The following is a 16,223-nucleotide window of genomic DNA, read 5'->3' on the forward strand; positions in this document are numbered from 1 at the left end:
CCGGCTACACGCCCATCATGTTGTAACCCGCGTCGACGAAGAGCACCTCGCCCGTGATGCTGGACGAGAGGTCGCTGACCAGGAACAGGGCCGCATGGGCGACGTCTTCCTGGCTGATGCTGCGCTTAAGGGCCGAGCGCTCGGCATGGGTCTTGATGAAGTCCGTCAGGTTGCGGACGCCCCGGGCGGCCAGGGTGTTGATGGGTCCCGCGGAGATGGCGTTGACCCGGATGCCCTGGGGGCCCAGGTCGGCCGCCAGGTAGCGGACGCAGGCCTCCAGGGCGGCCTTGGCCACCCCCATCACGTTGTAGTTGGGCACGGCCTTCTGCGCGCCGTAGTAGGTCATGGTCAGGATCGACCCGCCGGCGGTCATCAGCGGCCGGGCGGCCCGGGCCAGGGCCACCAGGGAATAGGCGCTGACGTCCAGGGCGATGCGAAAGTCGTCCCGGCTCGTTTCGACGAAAGGATTCTCCAGGGCCTCCTTGGGTGCGTAGGCCAGGCTGTGGACCAGGACGTCCAGGCGGTCCCAGCGGCCGGCGATGGTGGCGAAGGCCCGCTCGATCTGCTCGTCGTAGCTGACGTCGCACTCCACCAGCAGCGGTTCCCGGCGCAGCTCAGGGACCAGCTTCTGGACCCGCTCCCCCAGCCGCTCGTTCTGGTAGGCGATGGCCAGCTGGGCGCCGGCCGCGTCCAGGACCCGGGCGATGGCCCAGGCGATGCTGTTCTTGTTGGCCACCCCGAAGACCAGGGCGCGCTTGCCCTCCAGGAGCTGGGCAGGAATGGTCGCCGCCACAACCGTCACCCTTTCTACTTGTCCAGCTTACGAGGGGGTTGCGCCGATCACGGGCCGGCGCGGGGTGCGCGTCAGGATCCGCGGGCCCCCTTCTTCCACCACGATCATCTCTTCGATGCTGTAACCCCCCAGGCCGGGCACCCGCAAGGCCGGCTCCACGCACAGCACCATGCCGGCCTCCAGCCGGTCGTCGACCCCGGGCAGCAGGAGCGGTTCCTCCACGGTCTCCAGCCCGATGCCGTGCCCCAGCAGCGGTGCCAGGGCGTCCCCGAGCCCGTGGCGGGCCGCCGCCTCCGACGCGGCAGCCAGCAGCTCGGCCACGGTCACCCCTGGGCGGCAGCGGGCCAAAACGGCTTCCAGGCAGTCTTCCGCCGCCGCAGCCAGCCGCGCGAGTTCCGGAGGAACCGGCTCCACCAGGGCAGTCCGGAGCACGTCGAACTGGTAGCCGCCGCGGGCGCCGATGATGTCCAGGGCGACGGGTTCGCCTGCCCGGACCCGCCGGTCCGTGGCCTGGGGCCAGCGGAAGCTCAACAGCGACCAGGCGCCGGTGTGCACGCGGAAGTAGCGGACGAAGTCGGCCCCCGCCGCCAGGGCGGCGGCGGTGCCGGCGGCGCCCAGCTGCTGCTCGCTGAGTCCGGGCCGGAGAACCTCCAGGGCAGCGGCCAGGCCCACGTCGGCGGCCTCGGCCGCACGGGCCAGGAGGGCCTGCTCCTCCGGTTCCTTCAGGCGGCGGGGCCGGTTGACCAGCGGGTCGGCGGGCACCCACTCCGCTCCGGGGACCGCCAGGCTTGCGGCCCGGAAGGCGGCCCAGGACCAGAGATCCGATCCTGCCACGCCGATCCGGCCCGTGGCGAGCCCCAGGCGCCGGATCCAGCCGGCCAGGGCGGCCGGGTGGGCGGCGGTCAGTTCGATCTGGTCGGCCACCACCGTCTCCGGGCGGGCCGCGTCGGCGATCAGGACCACCGGCCCCCGGCAGGGCACCAGAAGCAGCGACTGGCCCCAACCCTCGTAGCCCGGCGCGGAAGCCGCCGTGGGCGCGGGCGCCAGGTGGCCGCACAGGAAGGCGACCGGGGCGCCCCGCTCGTAGAACGCCCGCCCCACGGCCAGCACCGCGTCCAGGCCCTCCTGGGCGGCGGCGGCGCGCAGGGCCTCCTGCCGGCGGCGATAGAGTTCGGGCGGCAGGACGGGCCGGTCGATCCCCGCACCCCGCGCCCCGGCGGGCCGGTACGGCGCAGTGCCTGTCGTCCCCCAGGCACCCCCTGGTTCGGACAACGACGCCACCTCGCTTCCGACACCCTAGTTTTCCTTCCGCCGGCAGGAATCCCTGCCCGCGCCACGGGGAGGTCCCGGGAGCCCCGCGGCACCGGCTTGAGGCCTGGGGCCGGCAGGTGGATAATGGCGCCGTCGAGGTGAATGCCATGCCCGGTTTGTTCGACCCCATCACCTTCCGCGGGCTCACCCTGAAGAACCGCATCGTCATGTCGCCCATGTGCCAGTACAGCGCCGGCCCCGATGCCCTGGCCAACGACTGGCACTTCGTGCACTACGGCTCCCGGGCCGTGGGCGGGGTCGGCCTCATCGTGGTGGAGGCCACCGCGGTGGAGAGCCGCGGGCGGATCAGCGACGCCGACCTCGGACTTTACCGGGATGACCACGTGGCACCCCTGGCGCGGATCGTCGAGTTCTGCCATGCCCACGGCGTGCCGGTGGGCATCCAGCTGGGCCACGCCGGGCGCAAGGCCTGGTCGCCCAACCAGGGCGTGGGACCGGAACCGGCGGTGGCGCCCTCGGCCATCCCCTTCGCCGAGGGCTGGCCGGTGCCCCGGGAGCTGGCCGCCGCGGACGTTCCGCGCATCGTCGACGCCTTCGTGGCGGCCGCCCGCAGGGCCCAGCGGGCCGGGTTCGACCTGATCGAGATCCACGCCGCCCACGGGTACCTGCTCAACCAGTTCCTCTCGCCCCTCAGCAACCGGCGCACCGACGGCTACGGCGGCGATCTGGCCGGGCGCATGCGCCTGCTGCTGGAGGTGGTGGAGGCCGTGCGGTCCGCGTGGCCGGCCGACCGGCCCTTGTGGGTGCGGCTCTCGGCGGTGGACTGGGCCCCCGGCGGCATCACCCTGGAGGACACCGTGGCCGTGGCCCGGGCGCTGCGGGAGCGCGGCGTCGACCTGGTGGACTGCAGTTCGGGCGGGGTGGTGGTGCCGCCCGAGCCCATCCCCCAGGGCCCCGGCTACCAGACGGCCTTTGCCGCCGAGGTGCGGCGGCGGGCGGGCGTGGCCACGGGGGCCGTGGGGCTGATCACCGAGCCTGCCCAGGCCGACCACATCATCCGCACGGGCCAGGCCGACGTGGTCCTGCTGGCCCGGCAACTGTTGCGGGAACCCTACTGGCCGCTGCGGGCCGCCAGGGAACTGGGCGTGGAGGTGCCCTGGCCGCGCCAGTACCTGAGGGCCCGGACCTGAGGCGGGGCGGCGGGGGGCCGTGGGCTGGAGCCGCCGGCATGGTGCCCCCGGCCCGGGTGACACCGGCACTGGGAACTGGGTGTGGGCCTTCCCGGGCAGGCCCGGCAGGGGCGGCACGGGCGTCCCCGGGCACCCGCCCCACGGCGGGTGCCCCCGGTGCCGGGCGCCGGAGGCGGGCCGTCCGGGAGCCGGGGCCGCCTCGGCCGCGGCGCGCCCTGGCGCCGGCTTCCGTTGTTCCCCCTGCCAGGCCCTGCTAGAATGGTTGCGGACAACCGAATCTGCGTGACGGTCCAGGTGCCCCCGGAGACGGGGGAGAATAGGGAAGTCCGGTGCGAATCCGGCGCGGTCCCGCCACTGTGACCGGGTAGTCGCTGCCCCTCGCGTGCCACTGCGGATCCCCCGCCCTGCGGGCGGGGGCGCGGGAAGGCCGGGCGGCGGCCATGATCCGGGAGCCAGGAGACCTGCCTGGACCGTGTACGTACGCCTTCGGCGGAAAGGAGGTACGTACCGGGTGCACCCGTGGAGAGGAACCTGAGCCCCGGCCTGCTGACGCCAAGGCCGGGGTTTCCTTTTTATGGATGCAGCAACCCATTCCGGGAGAGGAGATCGGGCCATGATTCGCATCTTCCTGCATGGGATTTGGGGTCGAACCCGGCCCCGGGGAGCCGGTCGCCGCAGCCTGGCCCTGCTGGCCACCCTGCTGATCCTCGCCCTGCTGGCGGCCGGCTGCGGCGGCGCCGGCCAGGCGCCCGCCGGGACGGAGCAGGGACAGGCCGGCGCCCAGGCCGGTTCGTCCGGCGCAGGGGCGGACCACGAAGCGGCCGCTGCCACGACCTATCCCTACACCTTCACCGACGACGCCGGGCGGCAGGTCACCCTGGAGGCCCGGCCCGAGCGCATCATCTCCCTGGCGCCCAGCAACACCGAGATCCTCTTCGCCATCGGCGCCGGGGACCGGGTGGTGGGCGTCGACTCCTTCAGCGACTACCCCGCCGAGGTCAAGGACCTGCCCAAGCTGGGCGGTCTGACGGACACCAACTACGAGCAGATCGTCGCCCTGGAGCCTGACCTGGCCCTGACCATCGGGGGCACCGAGGAGCAGGTCAAGAAGCTGGAGGAGCTGGGGATTCCCGTGGCCGTGATCCAGCCCGCCACCCTGGACGACGTGCTGGACCGCATCCAGCGCATCGGCGAGCTGGTGGATGCCCAGGCGGGCGCCCGGCAGGTGGTGGCCGACATGAAGGCCCGCATCGACGCCGTGCGCCAGGAGGTGGCGGCGATCCCCCAGGCGGAACGGGTGCGGGTCTTCTACGAGGTGTGGAACGATCCGCTCATGACCGTCGGGCCGGGCGGGTTCATCCACGACGTCATCGTGGCGGCCGGCGGGGTCAATGTGGCCGAGGGCACGGGCCAGGCCTGGCCGCAGATCAGCCTGGAAGAGGTGGTCCGGCAGGATCCCCAGGTGATCGTGGTGCCCGCCACGATGAAGTCCTCCTACGACCAGCTCAAGGAGGGCAGCCGCCCGGGCTGGGAGGGCATCACCGCGGTGAAGGAGGGCCGGATCTACCTGATCGACGACAACCTGATCAGCCGGCCGGGGCCGCGCCTGGTGGAGGGGCTGGAGCAGCTGGCCCGCTGGTTCTACCCCGACTGGTTCCAGTGAGGGGAGACCCTGTGGGAGGGACGGGAGCGTCCTGGGAGACCCCGCGGCCCGGCCGGCCGGCTGCGGACGAACCGGCTGCCGGCGGGCCGGCCGCCAGCGGGCGCGCCGGCGAGGCAGCGACCGGTGGACCGGCTGCGGCCCCACCGGTAGCGGACCAGGCCGCCGGCCGGGCCGGGCCTGCCCGCCTTGACCCCGGCGGGGGGTCCCCCGGTGCCGCTCGCCACCGGCGCCGGGCCGGGGAAGCGACAGGCTCGGGTGCAGCCCGGCGGCGGGGCAGGGGCGGGATGCCGCCGGACCCTGGGACGGCGGGTCCCCGCAGGGAAGACGACCGGCGCCCGGTTTCGCCTGCCGCCGCGAGCTCCAGGCCCGGGGCCCCGGCCTCGCCTGCCCGGCGGGGGGCCGCCGTGCTGGGGCTCCTCGGGCTGGCCCTGGTCGTGTCGCTGGTGGTGGCCACCGGGCTGGGGGCCGTCCATGTTCCGCCCGGGCAGGTGCTGGGGGTGCTGGCCGGCGCGGTGGCCGGCGGGCCCGACGGTGGAGCCGGTGCCGGCACGGCCGCAGACCGCATCGTGCTGCAGATCCGCTTGCCGCGGGTGGTCCTGGCGGGGATGGTGGGCGCTTCGCTGGCGGCGGCGGGCAGCGCCTTCCAGACCCTCTTCCGCAACCCCATGGCGGACCCCTACGTGCTGGGGGTATCCAGCGGCGGTGCGCTGGGGGCGGCGGTAGCCCACCTGGCCCTGGCGCTGGCCGCAGGCAGCGGATCAGGGGGCGGTCCGGTGGGCTCCTGGCCGGCGGGCGGCGGGGGGCTTTCGAGCCTGGCGGCAGCGGCGTCCCGGGCCGCCGGCTTTGGCCTGGTGCCGGCCTTGGCCTTCGCCGGCGCGGTGGCGGCGGTGCTGGTGGTGAGCCGGCTGGCCCGGGTAGGGGGCCGCCTGGCGGTGGGCACCCTGCTGCTGGCGGGGGTGGCGGTGGCCTCCCTGCTGGGGGCCCTGGTCTCCTTGCTGGTCTTCCTCTGCGGCGACCGCCTGCGTCCCCTGGTCTTCTGGTTGCTGGGCAGCCTGTCCGGCGCGGGCTGGCAGGACGTGCTGGTGCTGGCCGTGGCCATGGCGGCGGGGCTGGGCGTCCTGGCGGCCCAGGTGCGCGCCCTCAACGCCCTCTGGCTGGGTGAGGAACCGGCCCACCACCTGGGCATCGACGTAGAGGCCGTGAAGCGCCGGCTGGTGGCGGCCGGAGCCCTGCTGGCCGCCACCGCCGTCAGCGTCAGCGGTGTCATCGGGTTTGTCGGGCTCATCGTCCCCCATGGTGTGCGGATGCTGGTTGGCGCCGACCACAGGCGCCTGCTGCCGGGCGCGGTTCTGGCCGGGGCCACGGTTCTGATCCTTTGCGACACGGTGGCCCGGGTCGCGGTGGCGCCGGCCGAGCTGCCGGTGGGGGTGGTGACGGCCCTGGCGGGTGCGCCGTGGTTTCTCTGGCTGTTGCGCCGGCATGCGGCCGGCCGCGACCATTGACGCCGGACGGAGGTGCAGGGCCGTGGGGTTCGCCCTGGAGGTGCGGGGGGTCCGGGTCGGCTACGCCGCCGATCCCGTGCTGGACGGCCTGACCCTGGAGGTGCGGCGGGGCGAGTGGCTGGGGGTGGCCGGACCCAACGGTTCGGGCAAGACCACGCTGCTGCGCACCCTGTCGGGGTACCTCAAACCCTGGGCGGGGCAGGTGCTGCTGGACGGCACGGTCCTCGGCGCCTGGCGCCCGGACCGGCGGGCGCGGCGCCTGGCGGTGGCCGGGGTGGAGGCCGGCTCGACCCTGTCGCTGACGGTGGAAGAGTACGTGGCCCTGGGACGGACCCCCCACCTGCAGGGCCTCTGGGCATGGGAAAGCGCGCGGGACCGGGAGGCGGTGACCCGGGCTCTGGCGTGGGTGGGCCTCGAGGCCCTGGCGGGCCGCCCCCTGGCCACCCTGAGCGCCGGCCAGCGGCAGAAGGCGTTGCTGGCCCGGGCCCTGGCCCAGGAACCGGTGGTCCTGCTGCTGGACGAGCCCACCAGCCACCTGGACCTGCGGCACCAGGTGGAGATCATGGATCTTCTGGATCGCCTGCGCCGGCACCTGGGGCTTACCCTGGTGGCCGTGCTGCATGACCTGAACCTGGCGGCCCTGTACTGCCAGCGCCTGGTGCTGGTGAAGGACGGCCGGGTGGCAGCGGCGGGCGAGCCGGCCCGGGTCATGCGCCCCGAGATCCTGAGCCGGGTCTACGGCTGCTCCGTGCTGGTGGTGCCCCACCCCCAGCTGGGGGTGCCCCAGGTGGCCTTGCTGCCCGGGGGACCGGGCGGCCCGGGGGCCGGTTCGTCCCCGGCGGCCGAATCGGCTGCGGCGCATGGGGCCTGAGGCAAGAAAAGGGCGGGCGGTTGCCGAATCCTCCCGGCACCGCCCGCCCTTGCTGTTTGCCGTCCTGCGCTGCCCCCCGCGCGCCGGGGTCGGGCAGGGCCCGCGCTAGCGCTGGTCCAGGGGCACCCACTCCCGGCGGGTGGGCCCGGTGTACTCGGCCCGGGGCCGGATCAGCCGGTTGTTGGCGAACTGCTCCAGCACGTGGGCGGTCCAGCCCGAGATGCGGCTGACGGCGAAGATGGGCGTGTACAGCTCGAAGGGGATGCCCATCACGTAGTAGGTGGAGGCGCTGTAGAAGTCGACGTTGGGATAGAGCCCCTTCTCCGCCGCCACCACCTTCTCCACGGCCTGGGAGATCTCGAACCAGCGGGTGTCGCCGGCCGCCTCGGCCACCTTGCGGGAGAGCCGGCGCAGGATGGTGGCCCGCGGGTCTTCGGTCTTGTACACCCGGTGGCCGAAGCCCATGATCCGCTTCTTGGCCGCCAGCGCCTCCTTGACCCAAGCTTCCGCCTTGTCGGGGGAACCGATGGCCAGCAGGGTGCGCATCACCTGCTCGTTGGCGCCGCCGTGGAGCGGGCCCTTCAGGGCGCCGACGGCGGCGGTGATGGCCGAGTACATGTCCGACAGGGTGGCGGCCACCACCCGGGCGGCGAAGGTGGAGGCGTTGAGCTCGTGGTCGGCGTGGAGCACCAGGGCCACGTTCATGACCTCGGCGTGCAGCGGGCTGGGTTCCTCCCCCCGCAGCATGTACAGGAAGTTGGCCGCCAGGGGCAGGTCGCGCCGCGGCGCCACCGGTTCCTTGCCCTGCCGTACCCGCTCGATGGCCGCCACCAGGGTGGGGAACTGGGCCACCAGCCGCGTGGCCCGGCGCAGGTTCGCCTCCTGGGACTGGTCTTCCTGATCGGGGTCCAGGGTCCCCAGGTAGGAGACGGCCGTGCGCAGGGCGGCCATGGGATGGGTGGCCGGCGGGATGCGCTGGATCAGGTCGAGCACCTGGCCGGGCAGCGCCTGGACCGACCGCAGCTGCTGGACGAAGGCGTCCAGCTGGGCCCGGTTGGGCAGCCGGCCATGCCAGAGGAGGTAGACCACCTCTTCGAAGGAGGCGTGCTCGGCCAGGTCGCGGACGTCGTAGCCGCGGTAGAGGAGCCGCCCCTCCTTGCCGTCGATGAAGCAGATCTCCGAAGTGCCCGCCACCACATCTTCCAGACCGGCGGGATTCGGCTGGGTCATGCCACATCCCCTTCCCGCCATGAAGATGGACCTGCCCCGGGGACGAACCGGCTGAGCCCTGGCACGGGCGGCGCCCGGGGCGGGATGGCGGTGCCTGGTGAGAGTCGCCGGGCCGCCGTCGCAGCCGGCGGCCGCGGCCCCGGCCGGTGCCCGGCCGCCGCGGCACCGCGGGGCGGCCGCGGCCGGGGGGTGCGGGTTGCCGCACCAGGATGGCCACCGGCAGGGGGGCCCGCCGCCTCGCACCCGGCACCGGAAGCCCGGGTGGGGTCACCTGCAGGGTGACGCCCGTCCAGGCAATTCGGTTTTGCCGGCCGGCTCTCCTCCCACGGGCCCGGCGCCTCAGTCGCCGGCCCGGTGGGCACCCGGCTGGCGCACGGGAGCGCTCGACCGCCGGCGCCACATCGGGAACGCCGGGGTGCCGAAGCGGCGGGCCCCGGCGGCCCGCGGGGGCCGGCCCTCTCCCGCCAGCCGGTCGGCGTCGTCCAGCCCGTGGCGCCAGCGCAGGGAAAGCAGGGCGGCTGCCAGCAGCAGGAGCCCCGCACCGTGAAAGGCGGGTCCAAGCCCCACCCATTCGGCCAGGGGGCCGAACAGAAGGGGACTGGTCAGCTCCGCCAGCCGGTTGCCCGTCAGCCGCACCCCCATGGCCAGGCCCCGCTCGGCGGCGGGTACCGAGTTGGCCGCCGCCAGCATGCTGAGGGGCATGGTCAGGCCCGTGGCCAGGCCCAGCAGGGCGGCGGCCAGGGTCAGGGAGGCCACGTCCCGCAGCAGCGGCGTTACGCCGAGGGCGACGGCGCCCGCCGTCATGGCCAGGAACAGAACCCGGAAGCGCCCACCCGCCAGGGCCACCAGCGGCCCCATGTACGCCCGCACGGCCAGGGCCATCACCGCCCGTACGGCCAGCAGCATGCCCAGGGTCGCGGTGCTGAATCCCAGCACCCGGGTGACGTACACCGAGTAGAACGACTGGTTGACGCCCAGGGAGAAGATCAGGGAGAAGGCGGCCAGGATGGCCAGTCGCATCTCCGGCAGGGCCAGCAGCTCCCGCGCCCGGCCGGCCTGGGCCCGCCAGTCCGGCGCCGCCCCCGGCGTGGGCGGCACGTGGACCCGGCGCGCCAGGAAAAGGCCGGAAAGGCACAGGAGGCCGGCCACGGCAAAGGTGGCGCGGAAACCGGCGTGGTCCGCCAGGAGACCACCGCCCAGCGGCCCCACCAGCTGGCCGGCGGAGGTGGCGGTGGTGAACCAGGCCAGGTGCTGTTCCCGCTCCCGGGGCTCCCCTAGGCTGGTCACCAGGGTCTGGGTGCAGATCACCATCAGCATCTGGGCCATGCCCGCCACCAGGGAGGCGGCCACCATCCAGGGCAGCGACGGGCTGGCGGCGGCCATCCACAGGCCGGCGGCCAGGCCGGCGGAACCGGCCATCATCAGGGGCCGCTCGCCCCAGCGGCTGACCAGCCCGCCCGCGGGGAGCGAGAGGAAGAGGGGCACCAGAGCGTAGGCGCCCGCGATGACGCCCAGCCAGGTGGCCCCGGCCCCCAGCTCCTGCACGGCGAAGACGGAGAACAGCGGCCGGGACATGGTGACGACGGCAAAGGTCAGGGCGGCCAGCAGGTTGACGCGCCACAGGGTCTCGCGCACCTGCCGGCGCGCCAGCGGGGCCGGCTCGTCATGGGCCGGGTGCCGGGCGGGCAACCCGGTATCGCCCCCCGCCGTTCCGGGATGGCCTGTCCCGCAGGTACCCCTCCTCTGCACCGTCTCCACGACCGCCCTGGCCCTCCTCCGCCGCGGCTCGACCCGGTGGCGCCGGCGGCTTCCCGGCGGTGGCGAGGCACACCGTACCCGCCGCAGGGCTCGCCGGAGCGCCTCCAATCCTTCGTGCCTCGAACCATTTCCGTACACCGGCATACCACATTGCCGGGGTGGAGGGAAGGGAGCGTCAATGGAAAGCCCCGCCGCGGCTGATGGTCAGCCGCACCCGCACCTCCACCCGCGCCCGCGCCCACAGCTGGTGCCAGTCCTGTTCCGCAAACCGCCTCGGGAAGGCGATGCGCCAGCGCTGGCCGAAACCCAAGGGGTCGCTGCCCATGGCCTGGAGTCGCCGGACCAGCCGGGTCAGGGAGCGGGTGAGGTCGCGGCGGGCCTCGCGTTCCAGCTCTTCCGTGGGACCGGCCGTGCCGCCGTACACCTCGACCAGCGTCATGTCGAGGGTGACATCGAAGCGAAAGCGGGGCGCGCCACCGGCACCGGGCGGGAGGGGGACGATGCGGACATCGGTGCCCAGGGCACGCAGGGCAAGACGCCGGCGGCCCTCCTCGAGGTCGACCTGCCAGAGGGTGCTGCGGGCATCGCGCAGCAGGGCGAGGAGGCGGGTCTCCCGTTCGGTGAGGATACCGGCAAGGCGGCTCCCGCGGAAGGCGGCGGCCTGGGCTACGCGCATCTGCTGCCGGGGGCCTGGCGTGACCACCGGCACCAGGGCATCCCGCCCGGGCAGCAGGGTCTCCACCCACACCCGCCAGTAGGGGATCGCCAGAGCCCCCGTAGGCTTACCGCGGGCGCGGAAGACATCGTCTAAATAGAACTCGGGAAAGGTCTGCTGGGGCGGCTTGACCGCCAGCACCCGGGCCGGGTCGCCCTGCGCCACCACGAACCAGGCGGCCCGGGGGATATCGGTGTTGTTCATGAGAAACGCCAGCAGGGAGCTCACGCCCTGGCGCGCCAGGCGCTCGGAGACCCCCACCACCAGGATCTGGCCCAAAAACAGGTCGCGGCTGGTCACTTCGCGGAGGGCCGCCAGGTTGTCCGATGCCGTGCGGCCCCGGGTCTCGAGCACCACGAAGGCGGGCTCCTGGGGTTGGGGGCCGATCACCGTGCCCCCCGAGGGCACCAGGGCGCGGGGGTCGGGCAGCGAGGCCACCATGCGGAGGCCCCCGTGCGGGTCCGTGTCGAAGGCGAGCCCCAGCACCACCGTGCGGCGGTCGATCTCCTCCAGGTCCCAGCAACCCGTGAGGACGGCGGCTACCAGCAGCAGGAGGACCAGCAGGCGGGCCCTGGCGCCCCTCATGAGGCCGCCCCCACCCCCGGCCGCCGCCAGCGGGCCACCAGCCAGAGCAGCGCGGGATAGAAGGCGGCGCTGTAGAGCCCCCCGTACATCACGACCTGCCGCATGAGATCAAGCTGGGTTTCATCCTGGGGGGCCAGGCAGAGTGCGGTGACGGCCGCGGCCAGCACCGGCAGCAGCCAGGGCATGGACCGCGGGCCGAGCCCGAGCCAGGCCGCCAGGCCGACGTAATCGCTGACAAAAAAGACCGCGCTGGAGACAAAAAGTACCACCTGGTACACCACCAGGCCCGGCAGGCCCAGCTCCTCCAGCAGGGCCAGGGGCACCTGGACCAGTCGCAGGGCCTCCAGGGCCGGCCAGGCCAGCATGGCCGCTCGGCGGTGACCAAAGATGGCCAGCGTCGCTGCCGTGGCGACGACCTTGAACAGGGCCACGGCCACATAGGTCAGCAACACGGGGCCCAAATGATCCTGGGGCTGCCGCACCATGGCCAGCTGGACCGGCAGGTGCTTGATCGGGATGAAAGGTGAGAAACCGGTCGCGGGCACAGCGGCCAGCACCGCGGCGGGGATGGGCCAGAGGGGCTGAAGCAGCAGAAGGTCGACGTTGCGCATGGCTATGACCAGCATGATCCCGGAGGCCCCCACCACGGGGAGGAACAGCATCTGGGCCAGCCGGTTCAGGGCCAGAGGCCCCAGGCTCACCACGAGCACGATGCCGGCCACCACCAGGCCGGTGATGGCCCAGACGGGGGTGCGGGGCAGCAGGTAGGTCTGGACCACGATGACGAACTGGCGCAGGAAGTAGCCGAGGAAGATGATGCCGTAGAGAAGGCTCAAGCCGTTGAGGACGAAGGCCACCGGCCGTCCCAGCAGGACGCGGGCGTACTGGTACACGGTCTGGCCGGGAAAGCGGGAGGCCAGGTCGACCATCATTAGGACCAGGGGCAGTCCCATCAGGGCGCCCAGCAGCTCCAGCGCCCAGCCGAACCGGCCGGCCGCCCGTGCCAGCCACATGGGCCCGTCCAGCAGCTGGAACTGGAACAGGGTGAAGAAGAAGAGGGCCACCAGGCCACGGCGGGAGAGCCAGGCCCCCGCCCGGCCAGTGCTGCGGGTCGCCTCCGGCGCGGCGGCTGTGGCGACCTCGCTGCGGGCTGCCGTCGCGGTGCCGGCGACCCTTGGCGCCCGGGGGCCGGTGGCCACTGAATTTGCTTCCCGCTGGGCCATGGCTTTCACCCCGCCTCCCTGCGCAGGCGTCGAGACCCGGCTTACCGCCAGCGCGTCGCCTCAGGGCCGGGCCGTGGCCCCCTTTTCCCAGTGGGGCGGCCGCACCGCCATGCGCAGCAGCCGCTTGGGCCGCATGGGCCCGAAGGGCGTCATGTAGGGGGCGCCGGCGGACTCCGCCGCGGCCAGGTGGGCCGCCACCAGCAGCATGCCGGCCACCAGGCCCGTCAGGCCGAAGGTGGCGCTCAGGGCGATCAGGGCGAACTTCAGAATGCGCCAGGTCAGGCCAAGGAAGTAGTTGGGGATCGCAAAGGAGGCGATGGCGGTCCCCGCCGTCACCACGATCACGATGCCCGAGACGAACCCGGCCTGGGCGGCGGCGGTCCCCAGCACCACGCCGCCGGCGATGCCCACCGTCTGGCCGACGGCCGCCGGCAGGCGCAGGCCGCCCTCCCGGAAGAGCTCGAAGAGCAGCTCCATGGCCAGGAGCTCGACGGCTGCCGGCATGGGCGTGCCCTGGCGGATGCCGGCGCTGGCCAGGGCCAGCTTGGTGGGGATCAGCTCGGGGTGGAACCCTATCAGGGTGATGTAAAGCCCGGGCAGGGCCAGGGAGATGAACAGGCCCACGATGCGCAGCAGCCGCACGGCGGTGCCCTGCCAGAAGTTGACGTAATAGTCGTCCGGGCTCTGGTAGAGCTCGGCCAGGGACGTGGGCACGAAGAGGGCAAAGGGGCTGCGGTCCACCAGGACCACCACCCGTCCCTCCAGCAGGGCGGCCGCCACCTTGTCGGTGCGTTCGGTGGCGTGCACCAGCGGGAAGATGGACCCCTTCCGGCCCGTCAGGTACTCCTCCACCGTGCCGCTTTCGATGATGGCGTCGGCGTCGATGCTCTGCAGCCGCTCCCACACCTCGTCCACGGTGGCCTGGGGCGCCAGGTTCTCGATGTAGACCATGGCCACCGGGGTGCGGGTGAGCTTGCCCAGCTTGATCTTCCGCACCCGCAGGGACGGGTCCCGGATGAACCGCCGGATCAGGGCCAGGTTGTCCGAAAGGGTCTCCACCAGCCCCTCCCGCGGCCCGCGGATGGTGCGCTCCGATTCGGGCTCGTCGGGCTGGCGCTTGGGCCAGCCCTCGGCGCCGAAGGTCAGCATGTCGGGCACCCCCGCCACCACCAGGACGGCCTTGCCCTCGACCACGGCCTGGGCCGCCTGGCGGTAGGACCGGGTGCGCCGGACCTCGGTGGCGATGGTGAGGGCCTGCTGGAGCTGCCGGCCGAGGCGGCCGGCCTGCTCGGCCGGCAGGACGCTCTGGCGCTGGCGGGCAGGCCGCCCCGCCGGCTGGCGGGTTGGGGCTTGCGGAGGGCGCGATGCCGGAACTCGTCCCCGTTCGGGCGCAGGGTCCGGATCCGGCCGGCCGCCCCCGCGGGCGGGCCGGTGGGCTCCCCGCGGGCCGGCGGGCGGCACCGTGGGCCCGCGGGCCTCCGCGCCGCCCGGCGCGGTGGGCGGGGCCCCGGGCTGTCCGCCGGCGCTGGCGGCGCCGGCGGCCGCGGCCGCACCCGCTGCCCAGCGGGCGGCGGCCAGGCGCTGCAGGGGTTCCAGCACGGCCTCGCTGACGAACTGGGGATCCACCACGCCCTCGGCGTAGACCACCAGCCCTCGCAACAGCGCGAAATGGAAGGGCCTGTAAACGATGTCGTCGCTGGGACCGATGTAATAGGCAAGCTGGCGGCGCGCCCGCTCCAGGTCCCGCCGGGCAGGGGCGTCGAGGCGCCGGTAGCCGCCGGGGGCCTCCCGGACGTGAACCAGGAGGGTGTCGATGGCCGCCAGGGTCCGGCGGGTATGGCGCCGCAGGAGCTTGAGCGCCCTGCGGGAGGCCGGGTCGACGCGGGCCGGCGGCGCGTCGTGCCGCTTGCCCCCGCCGGCAGGGGCCGGTGCGAGCATGTTGGCCACGGCCCACCAGCCGGCCGGGCCGTCATGCCGGATCTCCGTGGGACCCGTGGCTGGGCGGGCGGCTTGGGCCCGGGGACGCGGTGGCCGGACCCCCGCATCCGGGGTGCTGTCCTTTCCCGGCCACCACCGGTGGATCCACGGTAACCTGCGGCCCATGCTCCCCACCTCCTGACCGTGGGATAGCTTTTCCGACCGGTGGCCCCTTCAGCCGGGCGGTGGCAGGGTCACGGGGCAGGGGCGGCGGGGCCGGCGGGCAGGGGCGGCAGCGGGCAGGGGACCGGCGGGGCGCTGCCCTGCATATCCTGGCACGGCGGTGGCGCGGTTGGCCGGCGCCGGATCCGCCCCGGGGCGGGCGTCCGGCAAAGGATCCCGCAGGGGCTCCGATCAGGGACCGGGACCGGCGAGTCCGGCCAGGGGATCCGCCAAGGGGGAGGGAGGCAGGTCATGAACGCCGATGCGGTGCTGTCGGGGGGCGGCGTCCGGGTCATCGCCCTCGTCGGTGCCCTGGAAGTGGCGGAAGAACGGGGCTACCGCTGGGTCAACCTGGGCGGCACATCGGGGGGCGCCATCGTGGCCGCCCTGCGAGCGGCCGGCTACACGCCGGCCGAGATGCGCCAGCTGATGGAGTCCACCGACTTCAGCCGGTTCCGGGATCGGGATGCCCTGGACCGGGTGCCCCTGGCGGGCACCCTGCTGAGCCTGCTGCTTGAGAACGGGCTCTACGAGGGCCGGGCCCTGGAGGCGTGGCTGGAAGACCTGCTGGCCCGCAAGGGCGTCCGCACCTTCGGCGATCTGGAGCTGCCCGCCGCCCTGGCCGGCGACGATCCGCGCTTCCGCTACCGGCTGCAGGTGGTGGCGGCCGATGTCACCCGGCGGCGCCTGCTAGTGCTGCCCCGCGACCTGCCGGACTACGGCCTGGACCCCGCCGGGTTCTCCGTGGCCCGGGCGGTGCGCATGAGCGCAGCACTGCCGTACTTCTACGAGCCCGTCCCGCTGGTCTACCCGGGCCCGGACGGCCCGGAGACCAGCCTGGTGGTGGACGGCGGCCTTGTGGCCAACTTCCCGGTCTGGCTCTTCGACGTGGAAGGCGTGCCGCCCTGGCCCACCTTCGGCTTCCGGCTGGCCGACCCGGTGGACCAGGCCGTCCCCTTCGACGGGCCCGTGGGCTACCTGATCGCCCTGGTCAGCACGGCCCTGGAGGCGCGGGAGGAGCTGGCCAACGCCCACACTGCGGCCCGCACCGTGGCCGTGCCCACCCTGGGAGTGCGGACCACCGACTTCGACCTGGACCTGGCCATGCGGCGCCGCCTCTACCAGGCGGGCCGGGAGGCGGCGGCCCGGTTCTTCCGCCAGTGGGACTTCGGCCGTTACAAGCAGGCCTTTCGCGGCCAGGCGGGGCCGCTGGCGGTGTAGGCGCCACCGCCCCGGCCCCGCCGGTGGCCTGGCCAGCCTGGGCACGGCGTGCCGCCCGCCG

General features: G+C 73.9%; 12 protein-coding genes and 1 riboswitch. Of the genes, 5 read left to right on the plus strand and 7 right to left on the minus strand.

Annotated features, from left to right (window positions below):
* Window positions 1–4 precede the first annotated feature (4 nt).
* Together ACZ5T9_RS07360 and ACZ5T9_RS07365 are read right to left on the minus strand one after the other, a co-directional pair.
* Window positions 5–802 (minus strand): enoyl-ACP reductase FabI, encoded by a 798-nt coding sequence (locus ACZ5T9_RS07360; RefSeq protein WP_464832439.1) that lies wholly within the window; start codon window positions 800–802, stop codon window positions 5–7.
* Between the two features lie 18 nt (window positions 803–820).
* Window positions 821–2,065 carry a M24 family metallopeptidase gene (locus tag ACZ5T9_RS07365; protein WP_464832441.1) on the minus strand — a complete coding sequence of 415 codons (1,245 nt, stop codon included), beginning with the start codon at window positions 2,063–2,065 and terminating at the stop codon, window positions 821–823.
* Between the two features lie 146 nt (window positions 2,066–2,211).
* Here ACZ5T9_RS07365 and ACZ5T9_RS07370 point away from each other — a divergent pair, with 146 nt between their 5' ends.
* From ACZ5T9_RS07370 to ACZ5T9_RS07385, 4 genes are all read left to right on the plus strand, one after another.
* Complete coding sequence (locus tag ACZ5T9_RS07370; protein WP_464832442.1) at window positions 2,212–3,255, plus strand: NADH:flavin oxidoreductase/NADH oxidase; 1,044 nt, start codon at window positions 2,212–2,214, stop codon at window positions 3,253–3,255.
* Between the two features lie 275 nt (window positions 3,256–3,530).
* A riboswitch (cobalamin riboswitch) is annotated at window positions 3,531–3,738 on the plus strand.
* Between the two features lie 130 nt (window positions 3,739–3,868).
* Window positions 3,869–4,918, plus strand: a complete 1,050-nt coding sequence (locus ACZ5T9_RS07375) for an ABC transporter substrate-binding protein (protein WP_464832443.1) — start codon at window positions 3,869–3,871, stop codon at window positions 4,916–4,918.
* A gap of 404 nt (window positions 4,919–5,322) precedes the next feature.
* Window positions 5,323–6,420 (plus strand): FecCD family ABC transporter permease, encoded by a 1,098-nt coding sequence (locus tag ACZ5T9_RS07380; RefSeq protein WP_464832444.1) that lies wholly within the window; start codon window positions 5,323–5,325, stop codon window positions 6,418–6,420.
* Between the two features lie 22 nt (window positions 6,421–6,442).
* Window positions 6,443–7,291 (plus strand): ABC transporter ATP-binding protein, encoded by an 849-nt coding sequence (locus ACZ5T9_RS07385; RefSeq protein ID WP_464832446.1) that lies wholly within the window; start codon window positions 6,443–6,445, stop codon window positions 7,289–7,291.
* 105 nt (window positions 7,292–7,396) lie between these two features.
* Here the strand turns inward: ACZ5T9_RS07385 and ACZ5T9_RS07390 are convergent, their stop codons facing one another.
* From ACZ5T9_RS07390 to ACZ5T9_RS07410, 5 genes are all read right to left on the minus strand, one after another.
* Complete coding sequence (locus ACZ5T9_RS07390; RefSeq protein WP_006903846.1) at window positions 7,397–8,521, minus strand: citrate synthase; 1,125 nt, start codon at window positions 8,519–8,521, stop codon at window positions 7,397–7,399.
* Window positions 8,522–8,860: 339 nt separating this feature from the next.
* Window positions 8,861–10,279 (minus strand): MFS transporter, encoded by a 1,419-nt coding sequence (locus ACZ5T9_RS07395; RefSeq protein ID WP_464832447.1) that lies wholly within the window; start codon window positions 10,277–10,279, stop codon window positions 8,861–8,863.
* A gap of 175 nt (window positions 10,280–10,454) precedes the next feature.
* Window positions 10,455–11,579: a Ger(x)C family spore germination protein gene (locus ACZ5T9_RS07400; protein WP_464832448.1), complete on the minus strand. Its 1,125-nt coding sequence runs from the start codon at window positions 11,577–11,579 to the stop codon at window positions 10,455–10,457.
* A complete protein-coding gene (locus ACZ5T9_RS07405; RefSeq protein ID WP_464832450.1) occupies window positions 11,576–12,802 on the minus strand; it encodes a GerAB/ArcD/ProY family transporter in 1,227 nt (408 codons plus the stop codon). Before ACZ5T9_RS07405 ends, ACZ5T9_RS07400 begins: the two co-directional genes overlap by 4 nt.
* Before the next feature lie 60 nt (window positions 12,803–12,862).
* Window positions 12,863–14,905, minus strand: a complete 2,043-nt coding sequence (locus tag ACZ5T9_RS07410; protein WP_464832451.1) for a spore germination protein — start codon at window positions 14,903–14,905, stop codon at window positions 12,863–12,865.
* 288 nt (window positions 14,906–15,193) lie between these two features.
* Here ACZ5T9_RS07410 and ACZ5T9_RS07415 point away from each other — a divergent pair, with 288 nt between their 5' ends.
* Window positions 15,194–16,162: a patatin-like phospholipase family protein gene (locus ACZ5T9_RS07415; RefSeq protein WP_464832452.1), complete on the plus strand. Its 969-nt coding sequence runs from the start codon at window positions 15,194–15,196 to the stop codon at window positions 16,160–16,162.
* Window positions 16,163–16,223: the final 61 nt, after the last annotated feature.

The sequence above is a fragment of the Thermaerobacter nagasakiensis genome (genome assembly GCF_055396825.1).

Coding starts and splice junctions, on each gene's coding strand:
- ACZ5T9_RS07370 (WP_464832442.1), top strand. CDS start 2,212: ATGCCCGGTTTGTTCGACCCCATCACCTTCCGCGGGCTCACCCTGAAG.
- ACZ5T9_RS07375 (WP_464832443.1), top strand. CDS start 3,869: ATGATTCGCATCTTCCTGCATGGGATTTGGGGTCGAACCCGGCCCCGG.
- ACZ5T9_RS07390 (WP_006903846.1), bottom strand. CDS start 8,521: ATGACCCAGCCGAATCCCGCCGGTCTGGAAGATGTGGTGGCGGGCACT.
- ACZ5T9_RS07400 (WP_464832448.1), bottom strand. CDS start 11,579: ATGAGGGGCGCCAGGGCCCGCCTGCTGGTCCTCCTGCTGCTGGTAGCC.
- ACZ5T9_RS07405 (WP_464832450.1), bottom strand. CDS start 12,802: ATGGCCCAGCGGGAAGCAAATTCAGTGGCCACCGGCCCCCGGGCGCCA.
- ACZ5T9_RS07410 (WP_464832451.1), bottom strand. CDS start 14,905: ATGGGCCGCAGGTTACCGTGGATCCACCGGTGGTGGCCGGGAAAGGAC.
- ACZ5T9_RS07415 (WP_464832452.1), top strand. CDS start 15,194: ATGAACGCCGATGCGGTGCTGTCGGGGGGCGGCGTCCGGGTCATCGCC.